At 65.5% G+C, this 19,774-nt stretch carries 14 protein-coding genes; 9 read left to right on the forward strand and 5 right to left on the reverse strand.

Annotated elements, in window-relative coordinates:
* Positions 1-52 precede the first annotated feature (52 nt).
* Complete coding sequence (locus tag BH93_RS08550; protein ID WP_032396497.1) at positions 53-1,198, reverse strand: acyl-CoA dehydrogenase family protein; 1,146 nt, start codon at positions 1,196-1,198, stop codon at positions 53-55.
* Positions 1,199-1,287: 89 nt separating this feature from the next.
* Between BH93_RS08550 and BH93_RS08555 the strand changes: the two genes are divergently transcribed.
* Complete coding sequence (locus tag BH93_RS08555; protein WP_037172309.1) at positions 1,288-2,079, forward strand: enoyl-CoA hydratase/isomerase family protein; 792 nt, start codon at positions 1,288-1,290, stop codon at positions 2,077-2,079.
* A 10-nt stretch (positions 2,080-2,089) separates the two neighbouring features.
* Positions 2,090-3,031: an adenosine deaminase gene (locus tag BH93_RS08560; RefSeq protein ID WP_037172294.1), complete on the forward strand. Its 942-nt coding sequence runs from the start codon at positions 2,090-2,092 to the stop codon at positions 3,029-3,031.
* A 1-nt stretch (position 3,032) separates the two neighbouring features.
* Here the strand turns inward: BH93_RS08560 and BH93_RS08565 are convergent, their stop codons facing one another.
* Entirely contained in the window at positions 3,033-4,520 is a 1,488-nt protein-coding gene (locus BH93_RS08565; protein WP_037172292.1) for a molybdopterin-dependent oxidoreductase, read from the reverse strand.
* Between the two features lie 135 nt (positions 4,521-4,655).
* Positions 4,656-5,969 carry a D-arabinono-1,4-lactone oxidase gene (locus tag BH93_RS08570; protein WP_037172289.1) on the reverse strand — a complete coding sequence of 438 codons (1,314 nt, stop codon included), beginning with the start codon at positions 5,967-5,969 and terminating at the stop codon, positions 4,656-4,658.
* Between the two features lie 123 nt (positions 5,970-6,092).
* On the opposite strand from BH93_RS08570, the gene BH93_RS08575 reads away from it, so the two are divergent.
* Together BH93_RS08575 and BH93_RS08580 are read left to right on the forward strand one after the other, a co-directional pair.
* Positions 6,093-6,734 carry a TetR/AcrR family transcriptional regulator gene (locus BH93_RS08575; protein ID WP_032403836.1) on the forward strand — a complete coding sequence of 214 codons (642 nt, stop codon included), beginning with the start codon at positions 6,093-6,095 and terminating at the stop codon, positions 6,732-6,734.
* A gap of 76 nt (positions 6,735-6,810) precedes the next feature.
* Entirely contained in the window at positions 6,811-8,025 is a 1,215-nt protein-coding gene (locus BH93_RS08580) for an alanine racemase (RefSeq protein WP_032380627.1), read from the forward strand.
* Here the strand turns inward: BH93_RS08580 and BH93_RS08585 are convergent.
* Positions 7,995-11,444, reverse strand: a complete 3,450-nt coding sequence (locus BH93_RS08585; RefSeq protein WP_037172287.1) for a TM0106 family RecB-like putative nuclease — start codon at positions 11,442-11,444, stop codon at positions 7,995-7,997. The two genes, BH93_RS08580 and BH93_RS08585, sit on opposite strands and share 31 nt — an antisense overlap.
* A gap of 81 nt (positions 11,445-11,525) precedes the next feature.
* Here BH93_RS08585 and BH93_RS08590 point away from each other — a divergent pair, with 81 nt between their 5' ends.
* Positions 11,526-12,143, forward strand: coding sequence for an alpha/beta hydrolase (locus BH93_RS08590; protein ID WP_032380625.1), 618 nt, complete (start codon positions 11,526-11,528; stop codon positions 12,141-12,143).
* 57 nt (positions 12,144-12,200) lie between these two features.
* Here the strand turns inward: BH93_RS08590 and BH93_RS08595 are convergent, their stop codons facing one another.
* Positions 12,201-13,988 carry an AMP-dependent synthetase/ligase gene (locus BH93_RS08595; protein WP_037172286.1) on the reverse strand — a complete coding sequence of 596 codons (1,788 nt, stop codon included), beginning with the start codon at positions 13,986-13,988 and terminating at the stop codon, positions 12,201-12,203.
* A gap of 276 nt (positions 13,989-14,264) precedes the next feature.
* On the opposite strand from BH93_RS08595, the gene BH93_RS08600 reads away from it, so the two are divergent.
* The 4 genes from BH93_RS08600 (at position 14,265) to BH93_RS08615 (ending at position 19,751) form a co-directional block, all read left to right on the forward strand.
* Entirely contained in the window at positions 14,265-16,073 is a 1,809-nt protein-coding gene (locus tag BH93_RS08600; protein WP_032380623.1) for a DEAD/DEAH box helicase, read from the forward strand.
* Between the two features lie 98 nt (positions 16,074-16,171).
* The gene (locus BH93_RS08605; protein WP_037153784.1) at positions 16,172-16,672 is read left to right on the forward strand and encodes a 2Fe-2S iron-sulfur cluster-binding protein; all 501 of its coding nucleotides are present in this window, start codon (positions 16,172-16,174) and stop codon (positions 16,670-16,672) included.
* Positions 16,669-17,682: an FAD binding domain-containing protein gene (locus BH93_RS08610; protein WP_037172282.1), complete on the forward strand. Its 1,014-nt coding sequence runs from the start codon at positions 16,669-16,671 to the stop codon at positions 17,680-17,682. The genes BH93_RS08605 and BH93_RS08610 overlap by 4 nt, the downstream gene beginning before the upstream one ends.
* The gene (locus BH93_RS08615) at positions 17,679-19,751 is read left to right on the forward strand and encodes a xanthine dehydrogenase family protein molybdopterin-binding subunit (RefSeq protein ID WP_197914580.1); all 2,073 of its coding nucleotides are present in this window, start codon (positions 17,679-17,681) and stop codon (positions 19,749-19,751) included. Before BH93_RS08610 ends, BH93_RS08615 begins: the two co-directional genes overlap by 4 nt.
* Positions 19,752-19,774 lie beyond the last annotated feature (23 nt).

The raw sequence follows: 19,774 nt of genomic DNA on the forward strand, positions 1-19,774 counted from the left end.
ACACCACTGCTCATCGGGTCGTTCCGCAGGCTCCACTCCTACGCGAAGTGCACTACAGGCCCAGATCCCGGCCGATCAGTTCCTTCATGATTTCGTTCGATCCGGCCCAGATCTTCGTCACGCGAGCGTCTTTCCAGGCGCGGGCGGCGCGGTATTCGTTCATGAATCCGTAGCCGCCGTGCAACTGGACGCAGTGGTCGAGGATTTCGTTCTGCACCTGCGAGCTCCACCACTTCGCCTTGGCTGCGTCGATGGCGGTCAGCTCTCCGATTCCGTGGGCGGCGATGCAGTTGTCGATGTACGCCTGTGCCACATCGAGTTTGGTGACGAGCTCGGCGAGCAGAAACTTGTTCCACTGCAACGAGCCGATCTGCTGACCGAATGCCTTGCGGTCCTTGGCGTACTGCAGCGTCTCCTCCAGAATGGGGCGGACGTGTCCGAGGTTGGCCACCGAGCAGCTGATGCGTTCCTGGGGGAGCAGCTGCATCATGTGGATGAAGCCGCCGTCGAATTCGCCGATCATGTTCGAGCTCGGCACCCGCACGTTCTCGAAGAACAATTCGGCAGTGTCGGATTCGGGCTGACCGACCTTGTCGAGCTTGCGGCCGCGAGAGAACCCTTCGGTGCCGTTCTCGACGGCGAAGAGCGTGATGCCCTTGGCCTTCTTCTCCGGCGTCGTACGAGTCGCGACGATGACGAGATCGGCGGAGTTGCCGTTGGTGATGAAGGTCTTGGATCCGTTGATGATGAAGTCGTCGCCGTCCTTGACGGCGGTGGTCTTCAGCGCGGCCAGGTCGGAGCCACCGGACGGCTCAGTCATGGCGATCGCGGTGAGGATCTCGCCGCTGCAGAAGCCGGGCAGCCAACGCTTCTTCTGCTCCTCGGTGGTGAGCTTGACGAGATACGGAGCCACGATGTCCACGTGAATACCGAAGCACGACGCCACCGCGGCACTCGAGCGGGCGAGTTCCTCGGCGAGGACGGCGTTGAATCGGTAGTCCTCGGCTCCACTGCCGCCGTATTCCTCCGGTACTTCGAGCCCGAGGAAGCCGTTGCGTCCTGCTTCGAGCCAGATCTCGCGGTCGATGTACCGCTGTTCGACGAGCTTCTCCTCGACCGGGGTGATGGTTCGGGTGACGAACTCGCGCACCGATGCACGGAAGTCCTCGTGATCGGCCTCGAACAGGCTGCGCTTCATGTATGTGTTCCTCTCGGTAACGGTGACTTACCTGCGCACAATACTCGCTGGTAACAACCGTCCGAGACGGGTGTGGCACTATGCGAACCATGGCTGACGCACCCACTTCGCTCGTCCGATCCACCACCGATGCCGGCGCAGAGATCGCTGTGCTCACCTTCGACCACGGTCCGCTCAACCTCTTCGACCAGGCCATGTTCGACGCGGTGGCCGCCGATATCGCCGATCTCGTCGCCAGTCCGCCCCGTGCAGTGCTGCTGCGCGCCGAGGGCAAGGTGAACTCGGCGGGCGTCGACGTGCACGTGTTCCAGGGTCTGTCCGCTGCGCAGGGTGCCGATCTGTGGCGTGGTTTGTTTGCCGACATCGCGCATCCGCTCGAAGCTCTGCCCTGCCCGGTGATCTACGCCGCGCACGGGTTGACGCTCACCGCGGCGTTCGAGATCTCGTTGGCCTGCGACATCATCCTCGCCGGTCCCAAGGCCAAGTTCGGTCTGGTCGAGACCGTCGTCGGGTTGACGCCGTCGATGGGTGGACCGCAGCGTCTGGCCGAGCGTGCCGGTTCGGGTCGGGCTCGCGAGCTCGTCATGACCGGAGATCTGTACGACGCGCAGACGCTGAAGGAGTGGGGCGTGGTCAATCAGATCCACGACGACGTCGACGCGGCGGCCCTCGCGCTGACCCATCGACTGGCCGACGGCCCCACCGTCGCGCACGCGGCAACCAAACAGATTGTGGCAGCGTGGCGTTCCGGTGGCGTGGCCCACGCGGACGAGATCACCTCGGAGGTCTCGGGCGCATTGTTCGAGACCGAGGATCTGCGCGGCGCGGTCGCGAGCTTCCTCGAGGTCGGCCCGGGTAAGGCGACGTACACGGGCAAGTAGAATCGTATGAGTGAGTAACGATCAGCTGGCCGAACTGCACCTGCACATCGAAGGGTCGCTCGAACCTCCGCTGATCTTCGATCTTGCCGAGCGCAACGCAATCACGCTGCCGTACAACGATATAGACGAACTACGCGCGAAGTACGAGTTCACGGACCTGCAGTCCTTCCTCGATCTGTACTACGCGAACATGGCCGTGTTGCAGACCGCCGAGGATTTCGCCGATCTGGCCCGGGCGTACTTCCGCCGCACCGCGCAGGCCGGGGTGACGCACGCGGAGATCTTCTTCGACCCGCAGGCGCACACCGAGCGCGGTGTACCGCTCCAGGCCGTCGTCGAGGGATTGGCCGACGCGTGTGCGACCAGTGAGCGCGAATTCGGCGTCACCAGTGGGCTGATCGCGTCGATTCTGCGCGACAAGCCGGTACTGCACGCGAATCAACTGCTCGACGACCTGTTGGCGATGCAGGCTCCGATCATCGGCCTCGGTCTCGATTCCGCCGAAGTGGGCTACCCGCCGTCGCTGTTCGTCGATGTGTTCGCCAAGGCACGCGCCGAGGGTTTGCACGTGGTGGCTCACGCCGGTGAGGAAGGCCCGCCCGACTACATCTGGCAGGCACTGGATCTGCTGAAGGTCGAGCGCATCGATCATGGGGTTCGGTGCCTGGAAGACGAGGCACTGGTGAATCGACTTGTCGAGGAACAGATTCCGCTCACCGTCTGCCCGCTGTCCAATGTCCGGCTCAAGGTGATCGACAACGTCGAGCAGCTGCCGTTGCGGCAGATGCTCGAGCGCGGCCTGTCGGTGTCGATCAATTCCGACGATCCCGCCTACTTCGGCGGCTACGTCGACGACAACTTCTCTGCCCTCGAAGCGGGAATGGGCCTCACCGCGGCCGAGCGAAAGCAATTGGCCGAGAACTCGATTCGCGCGAGCTTCAGCACCTTGTAGATCAGTTCGCCGTCACCGAGATCTTCGGGTAGCCGGTGGCTCCGTCGGGAACGGTGTCGGCGGTCTTGTTGGTCTGCAGTTCTCCGGCAGAGTTGGTGGCGCGGGCTCGGATGGAATGCTGGCCCGCAGCCAGATCGAGCTCGACCGTCCATTGCCGCCAGGTGTCCTTGGAGTACTCCTCCGAGAGCGTGGCCGGCACCCAATTGCCCTCGTCCACCTGCACTTCCACGCCCTCGATACCGGTGTGCTGATTCCAGGCGACGCCCGCGACTACCGACTTCCCGGCGGGCACCGAGCTGCCCGATCGCGGGGTGTCGATGCGCGAGGCGGTCTTGATCGGTCCTAGAGCGCCCCAGCCTCGATCGGTCCAATACGCCGTCACCGTGTCGAAGCGGGTGATCTCGATGTCGGTGACCCATTTGGTCGCCGAGACGTATCCGTACAGACCCGGAACGACGAGCCGCGCCGGGTAGCCGTGCTCGACGGGCAGCGGTGCACCGTTCATCCCCACCGCCAGTAAGGCATCGCGGCCGTCGAGCAGAACCTCCAGGGGAGTGCCCGCGGTGAAGGCGTCACTGCTCGACGACAGAGCCATGTCGGCATCCGGCGAAATGCCTGCTTCCTCGAGAATGTCCTCGAGCGGGTAGCCGATCCACGTCGCGTTGCCCACGAGGTCGCCGCCGACGATGTTCGACACACAGGTCAGGGTGACCGTCTTCTCGACGGCCTGGCGCTGCGCCAGATCGGCGAACGTCAGCTCGATCTCGCGGTCGACCATGCCGTGTATCCGCAGCGACCACGTATCCGACGCCACCCGCGGCACGACCAACGCGGTATCGATGCGGTAGAAGTCCTCGTTCGGGGTGATGTACGACGCGAGGCCGTCGATCTGCAGATCTGCCCCGGCCGGTATCGGGGGCTGCGGCGTCGGGGTCGGAAGCATGAAGCCGAGTCGATCGGCGGTGACGGCGCGCGCCGAGGTGAGCATCCGTCCGGCCGTCCCGGCGACCACACCGAGTACCGCGGCACCGGCGGCGAGGGTCAGGAAGCTGCGACGGTTCATGCCCTCGGTCGCCGGGGTGGCGGCTCCGATGAGGGCGTGCAGCACGACGATGGCGACGATGACGCCGCCGATGGTCGGGACTGCGTAGAAGGCCGTTGCGTCGGGTCGCGTCACCGCCGCGAGTACGCCGAGAACGCCCAGTGCTGCGAACACCACAGCACCGATCGGTTTGCGGGCGATGCCTGCTGCGGCGGCGATAGCAGCGATCACCACGGCCATGCCGACGAACAGGGCGAGCTTGTCGGAGGTGCCGAACGTGTCGATGGCCCATTCACGGATCGGGGCCGGACTGTTGTCGACGGCCGAGGACCCGACGGCCGTCAGTGGCGACGAGTTCGGTCCGATGGGGACGGCGATCAATTCACCGACACCGAGGACGACTCCGGCGGCGATGATGCCGGACAGCGCGCGTTTACCTGTGCTCACTCGCTCCAATGTAAGCGTGCGCGGAGTGGCTGCGTGCACGGGACGCTCCACTCGAGGCGTTGGCCTGGGGAAACCCACTCCGAGGTCGCAGGAGTGGAGCAGAAATTGCGCCGCAACGTTACGCCGGTCGACCGCTCAGGACAGCAGGTGTTCGAGGTACTCGCTGCCGAACACCTTGTGCGGGTCCATCGAATCGCGGATGCGGAGGAAATCGTCGAAGTGCTCGCAGGAATCACGCAGTTGGTCGCCGCCGAGGGAGTGCAGTTTGCCCCAGTGTGGCCGGCCGCCGACGCTGCGGCAGATGTCCTCGACGGCGTCGAAGTAGTCGCGGTGATCGCGGCGGTGGTACTGGTGCACGGCGATGTAGGCCGTCGGGCGCCCGTAGGCCGTGGAGAGCCAGATGTCGTCGGCGGCGGCGAATCGTACTTCGACGGGAAACGCGATGGACATCGAAGACTGCTCGAGCCAGCGATCCACCTCGCGCAGCACCCGGCCGATCTCGGATGCCGGCACCGCATACTCCATCTCGACGAATCTGACCGTCCGCGAGGATGCGAACACTCGGTACGAGCGATCGGTGTACTCGCGGGCCGACAGTGCCCGGGCCGAGACCGCGTTGAGTCGAGGAATCAGGGCCGGCACCCGCGTCACCATGCGGTTGAGCCCCTCGAAGACCGTGTTGGACAGCAGCTCGTCGTCGAGGTACGAGCGCACCTTTCCCAGCGGGCGCAGCACGGCGTCTCCGGGCATGCGGGTGTTGCGTTTGGTCAGCACACGGTCGGTGTGTGGAAACCAGTAGAACTCGAAGTGGTCGACGGCAGCAACGGTGGTTTCGAGCTCGGCGAGCGTTGCCGTCAGCGTCGACGGTTCCTCGACGGCCCGCAGGGCGAACGCCGGAACGCAGTCGAGCGTGACTCGGGTGATGACGCCGAGCGCACCGAGGCCGATGCGGGCCGCGTCGAACAGCTCCGTGTTCTCGTCGCGGGAGCACCGGACGAGCCGGCCGTCCGCGGTCATCAGCTCCAGCGCATGCACCTGAGTGGCGATGCCGCCGAAGCGGGCACCGGTTCCGTGGGTGCCCGTGGAGATGGCTCCCGCAACGGACTGTTCGTCGATGTCGCCGAGGTTGGTCATGGCCAGGCCGAGATCCCACAGCCGCGCGGTCAGCTCGCGCAGCCGAGTGCCGGCGAGCACCGTCACCCGGGCGGAACCGTCGTCGTCGCGGACGACCGATTCGATCCCACGCAAGGAATCGAGGCTGATCTGAACGCCGTCGGTGACAGCGATCGGAGTGAAGGAGTGACCGGCCCCGACGCATCGCACCGACCGAGACCGATCGACGGCGCCCCGAAGAACGCTGCGCACTTCGTCCACCGATGCGGGCTCGGCACGATGCGCCGGATATGCCTGCTGATTGCCCGCCCAGTTCTGCCACGACCGCTCGATCATCGAATCACTATCGCACTCCCGAAACCGCAGGGTCGTTCCGCAGGCTCCACTCCCGAAACCTCGGGTTCGCGCCCCGTGGATCAATATGGGGCACAGACTTCGGCAGCCCCCTAGTATCGGGTCATGCAATCGAGGCTGCCCGCGGATGTGCGACGCGCACAACTGGTGCAGTCGGCGATCGACGTCGCCGAGCGGGTGGGTATCGAGTCCCTGACGGTGCGCGCGCTCTCAGAGTACGCCGACGTCACCAAGGGCATCGTGCAGTACCACTTCGAGACCAAGCAGGATTTGGTGATCGCGATGGGGGAGCACCTCATCGTCGACGTCACCGAGATTCTCCACGCGGCGCTGGACAGCGCTGTCGGTACCCGAGAATTGCCAGGAGTTCGGGGTCTGCGCGAGCTGGTGCACGGCGGGCTGAGCGCAGTGTGGTTGTTGATCGAGAAGTCGCCGGATCGGCAGTTGCTCGCATACGAGATCAAGACCTACCTGCTGCGGCATCGCGCGCTCGGGTCCGCCACCGCGGCCGAGATCGCCAATGGTCAGTACCGGATTCGGGACTCCGAGGCCCGGTTGTTCTTCGAGAAGTGCTCCGATCACACCGGCACGAGATGGCTCGAGCCGGTGGAGTCGATCGCGCGTTTCGGGATGGCGACGCTCGACGGGCTGGTGCTGCGGTGGCTGGTCGACGGTGACGACCTCGAGGTGCTGGCTCAGATCGACGACCTGTCCGGGCTGATCGCGGGCAAAGCCCTGGACCGTTGAGTGCTCGCCGGGACTTCTCGGCTGCGGAGTGTTTGACTGTGTGGGCCCGGCAACGACGACGAAGGAATGTTGAAGTATGAGTTCGATCGCCGGTGTCGTCACCTCCGACACGACACCACTCTCTCGGATAGCCGCTGCCACCGAGGGTCTCGAATCTCCCTTGGCTGCAGTCGATTCGGTCGCTCTCGATGCCAATGCGGCGGCGCTGCGAGCGCGAGCGAAGGGGGTGCCGATTCGGATCGCCAGCAAGTCAGTGCGCTGCCGAGCCGTCCTCGATCGGGTGCTCGCAACAGAAGGCGTGAGCGGGGTCATGGCGTACTCGCTGCGTGAGGCGGTGTGGCTCGCGCGCCAGGGGGTCGAGGACATCCTGATGGGCTATCCGAGTGTCGACCGCACGGCTCTCGCCGAGGTCGTCAACGATCGAGTTCTGTCGGGTCGCATCACACTGATGGTCGACGACGTCGCGCAATTGGACATCGTGCGCGACGCCACCCGCAGCGACCTTCTCAAGCCCCGTATCTGTATCGATGTCGATGCCTCGCTGCGGATCGGGCCGCTGCACATCGGGGTCAGGCGTTCTCCGCTGCGCGATCCCGAGCAGGTTGCCGCCTTCGCGCGGGTGGCGCACTCGCGGGGGTTCCGGGTCGTCGGTCTGATGTTCTACGAGGCGCAGATCGCCGGTGTGCCTGATTCCAATGTCGCGGTGGAGTGGATGAAGTCGCTGTCGTCCCGTGAGATCTCCACGCGCAGAAGGGCAGTGGTCGAGGCGGTGTCCGCGGCGGTGGGTCACATCGAGATCGTCAACAGCGGCGGCACCGGGTCGATCGACTTCTCGGCCGCCGATCCGGTCGTCACCGAGGTCACCGCCGGATCGGGTCTGTTCGCGCCGACGCTGTTCGACCGGTATCGCGCCTTCTCTGCCGAGCCGTCGCTGTTCTTCGCTCTGTCCGCGGTGCGCAAGCCGACCCCGCAGATCGCAACGTTGTTCGGTGGTGGCTACATCGCGTCGGGTCCTGCGTCGGGGTCCCGATCCCCGAGGCCGGTGGCGTGGTCGAGAAAGGCCGCCGGAGTAGTGACGTCCGGGCTGAAGCTACTGCGCAACGAGGGTGCCGGTGAGGTGCAGACTCCGGTGAGCGGGGCCGACGAGGTGCACATCGGTGATCGCGTCTGGTTCCGGCACGCCAAGGCGGGCGAGCTGTGCGAGCGATTCGACACCCTGCATCTGGTGCACGCCGACGGATCTGTCGAGCCGGTCCCCACCTACCGCGGCGAGGGTATGGCGTTCGGCTGAATTCCGTTCTCGCACAGGCTCATGAACGTGCCTAGGGTGACGAGCCCGGCCGGGGTCGACGGCAAGTACTGAGTCAGTGCTCGCGATCGGATCAGGATCGCGGCCCACTGACCGCGTGAGACGGCGACGTTGAGTCGGTTGCGCGAGAGCAGAAACGACATGCCACGCGGAACGTCCTCGATCGCCGATGCCGCCATCGAGATCAACACCACCGGGGCCTGTCGGCCCTGGAACTTGTCGACGGTTCCGACCGAGACGTCACCCAGTCCGGCGGCCGCGAGACGCTCGAGGATGACGGCGACCTGAGCGTTGTAGGCCGCGACGACGAGAAAGTCGGACTGCTCCATCGGCCGCACGCCGTCGAACGACTCGGGGTTGCTCCACGATCGACCCAGGAGACCCTGCACTCGTGCGACGATCTCGTCGGCCTCTTCCACCGAGTCCGTGGAGTTACCGTGATGGTCCAGATAGACGGTGTGCAGGCCGGGCTCCAGCCCTGACAGCGACCGAGACTGTGTGACAGCCTTGTTGGACTGCAGTTTGCCCTCGTACGACAGCGCCGAGACGGGCGCGCACAGATCCGGATGCATCCGCCACGTCGTCGCCAGGAAGTACCCGCGATCGGCGGGCAGCGTCGGGTGACCGTCGGTGATCCAGCCCAGGGCGGATTCGTCGACGAGTTCGGGGTGGGTGCCCTGACTGACCTGCGGCAGCTGTGCCGGGTCGCCGAGCAGCAACAGGTTGCGGGCAGACACCGAGACGGCGATGGTGTTGGCCAGCGAGAACTGCCCGGCCTCGTCGACGACCAGCAGATCCAGGGCCCCGCGCGGTATCCGGCCGGGGTTGGAGAAGTCCCAGGCGGTCCCGCCGATGACGCAGCCCTGCTCGGCGTCGGTGACGAAACGGGCGTAGTCGGTGGGTTCGACGACGGTGTGAGCGGTCGGGGCCTTCTTGCCCACCTTGGCCGGGTCCACCCCGGCGGCCACGATGGTGTCCAACAGATTGTTCACCACGTGATGAGACTGGCCCACCACGCCGATGCGCCAGTGATGGACGTCGACCAGTTCGGCGATCACTCGCGCGGCGGTGTAGGTCTTCCCGGTCCCGGGTGGGCCCTGAACGGCCACGTAGGAGTTCGCCAGATCCAGCAGCGCTGCGGTGACCGCAGCTGCGTAGTCGTGGCCCCGGACCGCGGGAAGGCCTTTGCCGGAACGGGTTCGGGGCGCAGACAGCGTCAGCAGATCGGCGATGGCCGTACGCGGAAGGTGGGGCAGCGCAGCGCTGACCTCGGTGGCCGCTGCGACGATCGCCTCTTCGAGGTATTTGGTCGCGGGCGGCGGCTCGGGCGCCGTCGCGATGGGAAAGTCGGTGTATTCGGTCACACCCTTGCGTAGGTTCTCCTGCACGACGACCATGTCGAGGGTGCCCTCGTAGCCGGTCTGCACGATCTCGACCGATGTCGTCGCGCGATGGGTAGGTTGCTGTTTCGGCAGCCCTTCCGGGGCCGGTTCTGCGTAGAGGAGTTTGACCTTCGAGCCCCCGAGCACGCCGTTGCTCAGATGTCCCAGCAGCTTGATCTGTCGTCGTCGAACACGCTGTGTGGGTGCCGTTTTCATCCAGTCGTGCACCAGTTCCGCGCGTTCGACTTTCAACACGTCTGCCGCGTCGGCCCATTCGTCCAGTGGGTGGGTCAAGCGATCGAAGTGGGCCCACCAGAACGGCTTTCGCTCGCGGCGGTGGTAGCCGATGGCACCGGCGAACAGGGCCACGGCCTGCTGCGTCGGGGTGCGGTCCCAGGGCAGTCCCGCGTACTCGGCAAGGTCGAGTTCCAGCGGGCTCGCGGTGTCGGAGGCGCTCTTGTCGAGGTCGAGCTCCTGGTTCACCCGCGGCGGAACACCGGCGTCCGATGCGCGTTCGAGCAACCAATCGCGAAGTCGCAGAGTCGATTCGCAGTCGGTGCGGTTGTACTCGGCAATATCCGCCAGAAGAGAGGCGGCCTCGTCGTCCTTGCCCTGATCCCGCAGATCGCACCAGTTCGCGTATTCGACGATCGATGCGGCGGCGTCGGTGACGTCTCCGTCGCGGGAGGCGGGCATGTACAGCGGTTCGAGTTTCTTGATGCTGTAGGACCGAGCTCCGATGCGTACTGCAGACCGGACAACGGGATACAGGTCTACCAATACGTTGTCCCGCAGCAGGTTGTCGACGGCGTCCTCGCCCACTCCGTAGCGCCCGGCGAGACGCAGCAGCGCGGTCTTCTCGTACGGCGCGTAGTGGTAGACGTGCATGTGGGGGTAGGCGGCGCGGCGTGCGGAGACGTAGTCGAGGAAGTCGATCAGGGCACGGCGTTCCTGTGCGCGATCGTGCGCCCAGAACGGAAGGAACTCGCCGTCGGCGGTGTAGACGCCGAACAGGTACTCGAGCCCCCACTCGCTACTCCCGGCTTCGGCCCACAGTGGATCGCCCTCGAAGTCGAATAAGATGTCGCCCGGATCGGGTTCGGGGATCACCCCGAGGGCGTCGGCGTCGAAGATCTCGAATTCCGGTTCGCCGCTGTGCTCCTGGCGAACTTGCAGCGCCGCCTGAGCGCGCAGGTTCGCCGCTGTACGAGTGGACATCCCGTCGACGATCCCTGTCGACGAGGCCAGCTCGTCCACCGTGGTGATTCCCGCGTCGAGCAGCTTCTCGCGGGTACTCGCGCGCATGCCGGCGACGAGAACCAGATCGCGATGCTGCTCCACTTCGACAACGCAGGCCTCGCACTGCCCGCAACCGGAGTAGCGCGCATCGAACCAATCGACGACGGTGCCCTCGGCGTGGTGCTCGTCGAGGATGTGTTGGAGATGGTCTCGGGACTGCCGGTAGACGGGAAGTATCTCGGCGAGAGCGTGAACGGAGTCGCTGCCGTCACCGAGCACGAGGTGTACATCGTTGCTCGGAGTCACTCCGCCGGCCCGCAGCGCATCTGCGTACGCCGCCAACTGGAGCAGAGCCGGCACCTTCGCGTGCCGCGACAGCTTGGTGTCGTACACGCCGTAGCCCGAACCCTCAGCCACCAGAAAGTCGCAGAAGCCGAGGAACCGGCCGTCGAAGAAGGTCGCTTGGTACACCACGGGGGTGCGTGCGGTCAGCGCGGTGAAGGTTGCCCACGCGGCGTCGGCCAGTTCCTGGGCGGTGCGTCCCGGTCTGTCCATCGTCAGGACGCCGCCGGGGTAGCGCAGCTCGAAGGCTGCGAGTTGACGCCGTTCGTGTTCGAATCCGAGTGCGGACGTGCGGTCGAGCATGGGGTCCGGTTCGGCGGCGGCGCGCGGGATCAGTCCGGTCAACCCGTCGAGTCGGCGAAGCAACGCGAATTCGCAGGACGCCGCCGCTGCGAGGTCGCTGGCGCTGTAGACGACCCGATCGCCGAGGAGGAACACAAGTGCCCACCCTAGCCATCGACGACAGCGGCGCCGGTCACGTTGCGCGCGAATGCCGACGAGAGGAGGCAAAATGATCGAATGCCATTTTTCGACGGAGCCACCGGTGCTGTCCATTACCGAAACTGGACCGTTCCCGATGCTCGTTTCGGTCTTGTCTTCCTCCACGGTCTCGGTCAGAACAGCGGCCACTATCACCGGTTCGCCCGGGTGCTGAACGGTCGCGGAGTGGACGTGTGGGCGGTCGACCATGTCGGCCACGGTCTCACCGAAGGGGAGTTGACCGACGCGGCTCAGATACCTGGCCTGGCTCAGAATGCGCTGCAGCTGCTCGACATCGCCGAGGCCGAGCATCCCGAATTGTCGTTCGCGCTGATGGGGCACTCGCTGGGTGCCGCGACGGCCATCGCAGCGCTCGGCGCGCATCCGGAGGCGGTCCGCTGCGCTGTGCTGTGCGGCACTCCGAAGTCGGTGACGGGCGCTTCCGACGACCTCTCCGACAATGTGATTCCGATCCTCGCCGTGCACGGTGTCGACGACCGCCTGGCTCCGATCGATGCGGTCCGCGAGTGGATCGGCGGTGTGCCCGACGCGTCCCTGCACGAGTTCGACGACGGCGGCCACGACCTGCTGCACGAGAAGATCCACCTGCAGGTGACGTTGGCGGTCGCGGAGTTTCTCGACGAGCACATGTCCTGACCCGAGAACCGAGAAAGGGCCCGGCGTGCACGCCGGGCCCTTTCTTTTGTGTTCGATCTACGAGTAGATGGCCTCGATGTCGCTGCCACGCTCGGAGTGGATGATGTTGCGCTTGAGCTTCATCGTCGGGGTGAGCTCTCCGGTTTCGACGGTGAAGTCGTTCTCGAGGATCGTGTACTTCTTGATCTGCTCGGGGTTCGAGACCTTCTTGTTGGCCTCGGCCACGGCCTTGTCGATCTCGGCGACGAGGTCGGCGTTCTTCGACAGCTCCGAGAACGGGATGTCGGCAGAGAGGCTGTGGCGTTCGAGCCAGCCCGGCAGTGCCTCGGGATCGAGGGTGATCAGCGCACCGATGAACGGCTTGGCGTCGCCGACGACGAGGCACTGACTGATGATCGCGTTGGCGCGCAGGGCGTCCTCGAGCACCGCGGGAGCGACGTTCTTGCCACCCGCGGTGACGATGATTTCCTTCTTGCGGCCGGTGATCGAGACGAAGCCCTCCTGGTCGATCGATCCGAGATCGCCGGTGTGGAACCAGCCGTCGACGATCGCTTCGGCGGTGGCCTTCTCGTTGTGCCAGTAGCCGCTGAACACCACCGGGCCCTTGAGCAGCAGTTCGCCGTCCTCGGCGACCTTGACCGCGTGGCCGTCGATGGGCTTGCCGACGGTGCCGACGCGCTGTTCCTTGGTGGTGTTGACGGTGACTGCCGCGCTGGTCTCGGTCAGTCCGTAGCCCTCGTAGACCGGGACGCCCGCGCCGCGGAAGAAGTGGCCGAGGCGAGCGCCGAGCGGGCCGCCGCCCGAGACCGCACGATCGCAGTTGCCGCCGAGGGCGGCCCGCAACTTGGAGTAGACGAGCTTGTCGAACACCGTGTGCTTGAGGTTCAGGACCAGGCCTGCGCCGCCCTTCTCCTGGGCCTCACTCCACTCGATGGCCGTCGCGGCGGCCTTGTCGAAGATGCTGCCCTTGCCGCCGTCGTGTGCCTTCTGCTTGGCCGAGTTGTAGACCTTCTCGAACACGCGCGGCACCGAGAGAATGAAGTTCGGCTTGAAGACGGCGAACTGATCCACCAGTGTCGATACGTCCGAGGTGTGGCCCACGGTCACCTTCGACTCGAACGAGCCGAACGACACCGCGCGGGCGAACACGTGCGCCATCGGGAGGAACATCAGTGTGCGGTTGCCCTCGCGCATGGAGTCGTGCAGGGCGATCTGGGTGGCCTGGACCTCGGCGTAGAAGTTCGCATGCGTGAGCTGCACACCCTTGGGGCGGCCGGTGGTGCCCGAGGTGTAGATCAGGGTGGCGGGGGAGGCGGCGGTGACCTGGTGCCGACGGGTGTGCACGTCCTCGTCGCTGACTCCCGCGCCGCGGGTGGTCAGCTCGTCGATGGCACCGTCGTCGATCTGGAGTACCTCACGCAGGTCGGCGGCACCGTCGGTGACGTCCTTCAGGTTGGAGACGTGGGACGCGGTCTCGACGATCAGCAACTTGGTCGCCGAGTCCTCGAGGATCCACTGGGCCTGATCGGCCGACGAGGTCTCGTAGATCGCGACGGTGCATCCGCCCGCGGTCCAGATGGCGTAGTCGAGAACGACCCATTCGTAGCGCGTCGCGCTGAGAATCGCGACGCGGTCGCCGAGTTCGATGCCCGATGCGATCAGGCCTTTGGCTACGGCGGTGACCTCTTTGGCGAACTGGCCCGCTGTGACGTCGGTCCAGGTGCCGTTCACGAGTCGCTGGAACGGTACGAGGTTCGGCGATTCTTTTTCGTACCGGAAAACGGTGTCGGCCATGGAAGCGTCGTCGGGAATGGTGAACGACGCCGGCACAGAATATTCGCGCACTGCTGGACCCCTTACGGAAAAATAGCGTGGTAGTTGTGCATTTCATCACACCCCGGTCCGTAACGCACCACCGAGGGTGTCCGGTTTGTGAATTTTTGGTCGGCTCAGGGGGAGTTGAGTGTGACTCGGAGTACAACTTAACCGTCCGCAGCCGCCCCTCGCCGCCGGGTCGTGTCTGTGAGGCTGCTCGCACGAGGTGTCGGTGGCACCGTTTTCGTCACCTGATCAGCGTAGAAGGGGTCGCTGGGGTCGAGCAGGTACTAAACTCGGCGATATATGAGCACTTCAGAATCTGATCAGGATGCCGCCGTGACGTCTGACGAGACGAGTTCGACCCCTCCCGTCCAGGGCCACGCAGGTGAGTCGCCTTCGACGACGGATGACGACATCACCTTTGCCGATCTCGGAATAGACGAGCGGGTCCTGAAGGCCCTGCGCGACGTCGGTTACGAGAGCCCGTCGCCGATTCAGGCGGCCACCATTCCACCGTTGATGGCGGGCAACGACGTCGTCGGCCTCGCGCAGACCGGAACCGGTAAGACCGCGGCGTTCGCGGTGCCGATCCTGTCTCGTCTCGACGTCTCGCGTCGGGTGCCGCAGGCATTGGTGCTCGCCCCGACGCGCGAGCTGGCACTCCAGGTCGCCGAGGCGTTCGGCAAATACGCCACCCATATCCCCGGCCTGCACATTCTGCCGATCTACGGCGGCCAGGCGTACGGCATTCAGCTGTCCGGCCTGCGCAAGGGTGCCCAGATCATCGTCGGTACACCGGGCCGTGTGATCGACCACCTCGAGAAGGGCACGCTCGACCTGTCCGGGCTCGAATACCTCGTGCTCGACGAGGCCGACGAGATGCTCAAGATGGGTTTCCAGGAGGACGTCGAGCGCATCCTGTCCGACACTCCCGAGTACAAGCAGGTCGCGTTGTTCTCGGCGACGATGCCGGCAGCGATTCGCAAGATCTCCAAGCAGTATCTGCACGACCCGGTGGAGATCACCGTCAAGACCAAGACGTCGACGGCACCGAACATCACCCAGCGCTACGTGCAGGTTGCCCATCAGCGCAAGCTCGAGGCGCTGACTCGAATCTTCGAGGTCGAAGAGTTCGAGGCCATGATCATGTTCGTGCGCACCAAGCAGGCCACCGAGGAGCTCGCCGAGAAACTGCGCGCACGGGGCTTCTCGGCCGCGGCAATCAACGGTGACATCGTGCAGGCTCAGCGTGAGCGCACCATCGGCCAGCTCAAGAACGGCCAGATCGACATTCTGGTGGCCACCGACGTGGCTGCTCGCGGTCTCGACGTCGACCGGATCTCGCACGTCATCAACTACGACATCCCGCACGACACCGAGTCCTACGTGCACCGCATCGGTCGCACCGGCCGAGCGGGTCGCGCCGGTCAGGCTCTGTTGTTCGTCGCGCCCCGGGAGCGTCACCTGCTCAAGGCCATCGAACGTGCGACGCGTCAGCCCATCACCGAGATGCAGTTACCCAGCGTCGACGACGTCAATGCGCAGCGCGTGACGAAGTTCAAGGACTCCATCACCGAGAGCCTCGGCAACGAGAATCTGGCTCTGTTCCGCCGTCTCATCGAGGACTACGAGCGCGAGCACGACGTGCCGTTGGTCGACATCGCAGCAGCGCTGGCCATCCAGTCGCGCGACGGCGAAGCGTTCCTGCTCAAGCCCGAGCCGCCTGCCCCGCCGCGGGCACCCCGTGAGCCTCGCGAACCGCGTCCCCCTCGCACGTTCGACGAGGATGCGGCCAGCTCGCATCACCGCAAGACGGGCCAGGAGATGGCGACGTACCGCATCAGCGTCGGAAAGCGTCATCACGTCGCTCCCGGTGCCATCGTCGGTGCCATCGCCAACGAAGGCGGACTGCGCCGAAGCGACTTCGGGCACATCAGCATTCGCCCCGATCACTCGCTGGTCGAGCTACCGGCCGACCTCGCCGACGAGACGGTCGAGGCATTGCGCCGAACCCGCATCAGTGGCGTGCTGATTCAGTTGCAGCCCGACTCCGGTCCTCCCGGACGCAGCGGCGGGCCGCGCGGCGGCGGGAAGTTCAAGGGTAGGCGCTAGCGCGCACGTGCGCGGCAACTCGTAGCCCACTACGAGTTTCCGCGCACGACCTCGAGGTCGAGCGTTTGGTGGCCGAGGCCGCGGGTATCCAGCCGCACATGACCCACGTCACTCTGCGTGTCAACGGCACCGATCGCGAGATCGACTGCGACACCCGAACCACCCTGCTCGACGCATTGCGAGAGAACCTCGATCTCATCGGGGCCAAGAAGGGGTGCGATCACGGGCAGTGCGGTGCCTGCACCGTTCTGGTCGAGGGTCGCCGGATCAATAGCTGCCTGACGTTCGCTGTCGCGCAGCAGGATCGCGAGATCACCACGGTCGAGGGGTTGTCCGACGGCGACACGCTGCACCCGGTGCAACAGGCCTTCGTCGATCGTGACGCGTTCCAGTGCGGGTACTGCACGTCCGGGCAGATCTGCTCGGCGGTCGCGGTGATCGAAGAGGCCAAGCAGGGATGGCCCAGTGCCGTCACCGAGGACCTCGAGGCCACCGACGTCGAACTCGATTCCGGCGAAGTACGAGAACGTATGAGCGGCAACCTCTGTCGCTGCGGTGCGTACGCCAACATCGTTCCGGCCGTCCAGGACGCATCGTGAAGACCTTCGAGTACGACGCCGCTACCGCGGTCGACGACGCAGTGGCCCGCCTCGCCCGGGACGAGCACGCGATGGTGCTCGGCGGAGGAACCAACCTCGTCGATCTGATGAAGCTCGGGGTGTCGAGCCCGTCGACTCTGATCGATGTGACGCGATTGCCGTTGCACGACATCGAGGTGATCGCCGACGGTTCCCTGCGTATCGGTGCGGCCGTGACCAACAGCGACCTCGCCGTGCATCCGGTGGTGCGCCAGCGCTACCCGGTGCTCTCGCGGGCGGTGCTCTCCGGTGCGTCGGGTCAACTACGCAACATGGCGACCACCGGCGGAAACCTGTTCCAGCGCACTCGGTGTGTGTATTTCATGGACTCTTCGAAGCCGTGCAACAAGCGCGAACCAGGCTCGGGCTGCCCTGCGCGCACGGGTGAACACCGAAACCTGGCCATTCTCGGGGCTTCGCAGGCCTGCGTGGCGACGCACCCCTCGGATATGGCGGTTGCGCTGTCGGCACTCGATGCGAGCATCGTCGTTCGCGGAGTCGACGGCGAACGTGTTCTCGCGATCGACGACTTCTTCAGGCTCCCAGGGGACGAGCCTGAGCGCGACAACACGGTGGCTCGGGACGAGATCGTCACGGCGATAGAGATTCCGAAGCCGGCCGACACCGCCGTCTCCACCTACCGCAAGGTGCGGGATCGGCAGTCCTACGCATTCGCGGTCGCCTCGGTTGCCGCTGTTCTCGACGTCGAGGACGGAATCGTGCGCGGAGTGTCGATCGCGTTGGGCGGCGTCGCGCACAAGCCGTGGCGAGCGCACACCGCCGAACACGCGCTGTTGGGCACGGCCGCCGAGGAGGCGTCGTTCCGGCGGGCCGTGGCGCTCGAGCTCGATGCAGCAGAGCCGTTACGCGACAACGCGTTCAAGATTCCGCTGGTGATCAATCTGGTTGCCCGCACTCTGGTCGAACTCGTGGAATCGAGCGCTACGAAAGAAATGGGAGACCGATCATGACGGCCTCGATCGGACAGTCGATTCGGCGTACCGAGTCCATCGCCAAGGTCACCGGTAGGGCGCGCTACGCCGCCGAACAGCCGCCGGCCGTCGGGCAGTTGTATGCCTGGTACGTGCCCGCAACAGTTCCCGCCGGGACGGTCGAACACGTCGAACTCGGTGCCGACTCCTCGGTGCACGCCGTCCTGTGGCACGGCAACGCCGAGAAGCTCGGCGAGGTCGAGGACGCCGAACTGCATGTGCTGCAGTCGAATACCGTTGCCTATCGCGGTCAGATCGTGGCCGTCGTCGTGGCCGACACCCTCCAGGATGCCCGCGCCGCCGCAGCCGGCGTGCAGGTGCGGTACGGCGATGTTCGCTCACCCGACAACACGCTGACCGCCGAGCACAGCTCGCTGTACGCGCCCGAATCCGTCAACGCAGGGTTCCCCACCGATGTCACGGTCGGCGATCCGGATGCTGCGTTGGGGACGGCCGAGCACGTGATCGACAGCTGGTACTCGACGGCTCCGATGCACAACAGTCCTATGGAGCCGCATGCCACCACGGCGCAGTGGTCCGATGACGTTCTGACACTGTGGGATTCGACGCAGGCACCGTCGGGCGTTCAAGGTGATCTGGCTACGGCGTTCGGTCTCGAACCCGAGAACGTTCGCGTGATCGCAGAGAACGTCGGCGGCGGATTCGGAGCGAAGGGCAGCACTCGGCCCAATGCGGTCCTCGCCGCGATGGCTGCGCGGGCCACCGGCAAGACCGTCAAGCTGGTCCTGCCGAGGCAGGCGCTGTTCGATGTCGTCGGATACCGCACCCCGACGCTCAATCATGTTCGCCTGGGTGCTGATTCGAGCGGCGCACTGACGGCGATCGCGCACGATTCGTTTCAGCAGACCAGTACGATCTTCGAGTTCTGCGAGCAGACCTCGGAATCGACTCGGCACATCTACGCGGCGCCGAACCGTCGCACAACCCACCGACTCGCGAAGCTGGACGTCGGAACGCCGCGATGGATGCGGGCACCCGGCGAAGCGCCCGGCATGTTCGCCGTCGAAACGGCCATCGACGAGCTGGCCGAGGCCACCGGAATCGACCCGATCGAGTTGCGCATTCGCAACGAGCCCGCCGTCGACCCTGCGAGCGGGAACCCGTTCAGCTCACGCAGCGTGGTGCAATGCCTACGCGAGGGTGCCGAGAAGTTCGGCTGGGACCGTCGGGTCTCGACGCCGGGACAGCGTAGAGAAGACAACGTCCTGGTGGGCATGGGGGTCGCGACGGCCAGCTACCCGGTGCTGATTTCGCCGAGTACTGCGGCGGCGCGAGTGGAGCAGGACGGCACGATCACGGTGTCCGTCGCTGCGTCGGACATCGGTACCGGTGCGCGGACCGTGCTGCGACAGATTGCCGCCGACGCTCTCGAAGTCGACGCGGATACCGTCACACTCGAACTCGGCGACAGCGCACTGCCGAAAGCGCCTGGTGCCGGCGGCTCCTCGGGTACCTCGTCGTGGGGCTGGGCCGTCACCAAGGTGTGTCACGAGCTGAAATCCCAGGGTTCCTACGAGCCGGGCAACTCGGCCGAGGCCGATACGACCGATGACGTGGAGGGGCAGAAGGAGCTGGCGCGCATGGCTTTCGGCGCTCAGTTCGCCGAGGTTGCCGTGGACATCGACACCGGTGAGGTACGGGTGCGTCGGATGCTCGGGGTGTTCGGCATCGGCGCGGTGATGAATCCACGGCTGGCTCGGTCTCAGCTCATCGGCGGCATGACGTTCGGGCTCGGGATGGCGCTGATGGAAAGTGGCATCGTCGATCACGAGTTCGGCGGGTTCGCCAACCACGATCTCGCCGAGTATCACATCCCGGCGTGTGCGGACGTCACCGATCTCGAGGCCGTGTGGATCGACGAGGTCGATACGGAACTCGCGCCGATGGGCGGCAAGGGAATCGGTGAGATCGGTGCGGTCGGTTCCTCGGCGGCCATCGGTAATGCGGTCTACAACGCCACCGGCGTCCGAGTCCGCGACCTGCCGATCACCCTGGACAAGGTGCTAGAGCGGCTTCGCCGCATGTGAGTGGAAACTCGACCCCTGCTACG

It is taken from the genome of Rhodococcoides fascians A25f (genome assembly GCF_000760935.2).
Lineage (GTDB): Bacteria > Actinomycetota > Actinomycetes > Mycobacteriales > Mycobacteriaceae > Rhodococcoides.

Excerpts from the sequence above, each read along its gene's own strand:
- BH93_RS08580 (WP_032380627.1), top strand. The coding sequence starts at position 6,811 with ATGAGTTCGATCGCCGGTGTCGTCACCTCCGACACGACACCACTCTCT.
- BH93_RS08615 (WP_197914580.1), top strand. The coding sequence starts at position 17,679 with ATGACGGCCTCGATCGGACAGTCGATTCGGCGTACCGAGTCCATCGCC.
- BH93_RS08605 (WP_037153784.1), top strand. The coding sequence starts at position 16,172 with ATGACCCACGTCACTCTGCGTGTCAACGGCACCGATCGCGAGATCGAC.
- BH93_RS08570 (WP_037172289.1), bottom strand. The coding sequence starts at position 5,969 with ATGATCGAGCGGTCGTGGCAGAACTGGGCGGGCAATCAGCAGGCATAT.
- BH93_RS08550 (WP_032396497.1), bottom strand. The coding sequence starts at position 1,198 with ATGAAGCGCAGCCTGTTCGAGGCCGATCACGAGGACTTCCGTGCATCG.
- BH93_RS08555 (WP_037172309.1), top strand. The coding sequence starts at position 1,288 with ATGGCTGACGCACCCACTTCGCTCGTCCGATCCACCACCGATGCCGGC.
- BH93_RS08575 (WP_032403836.1), top strand. The coding sequence starts at position 6,093 with ATGCAATCGAGGCTGCCCGCGGATGTGCGACGCGCACAACTGGTGCAG.
- BH93_RS08590 (WP_032380625.1), top strand. The coding sequence starts at position 11,526 with ATGCCATTTTTCGACGGAGCCACCGGTGCTGTCCATTACCGAAACTGG.
- BH93_RS08600 (WP_032380623.1), top strand. The coding sequence starts at position 14,265 with ATGAGCACTTCAGAATCTGATCAGGATGCCGCCGTGACGTCTGACGAG.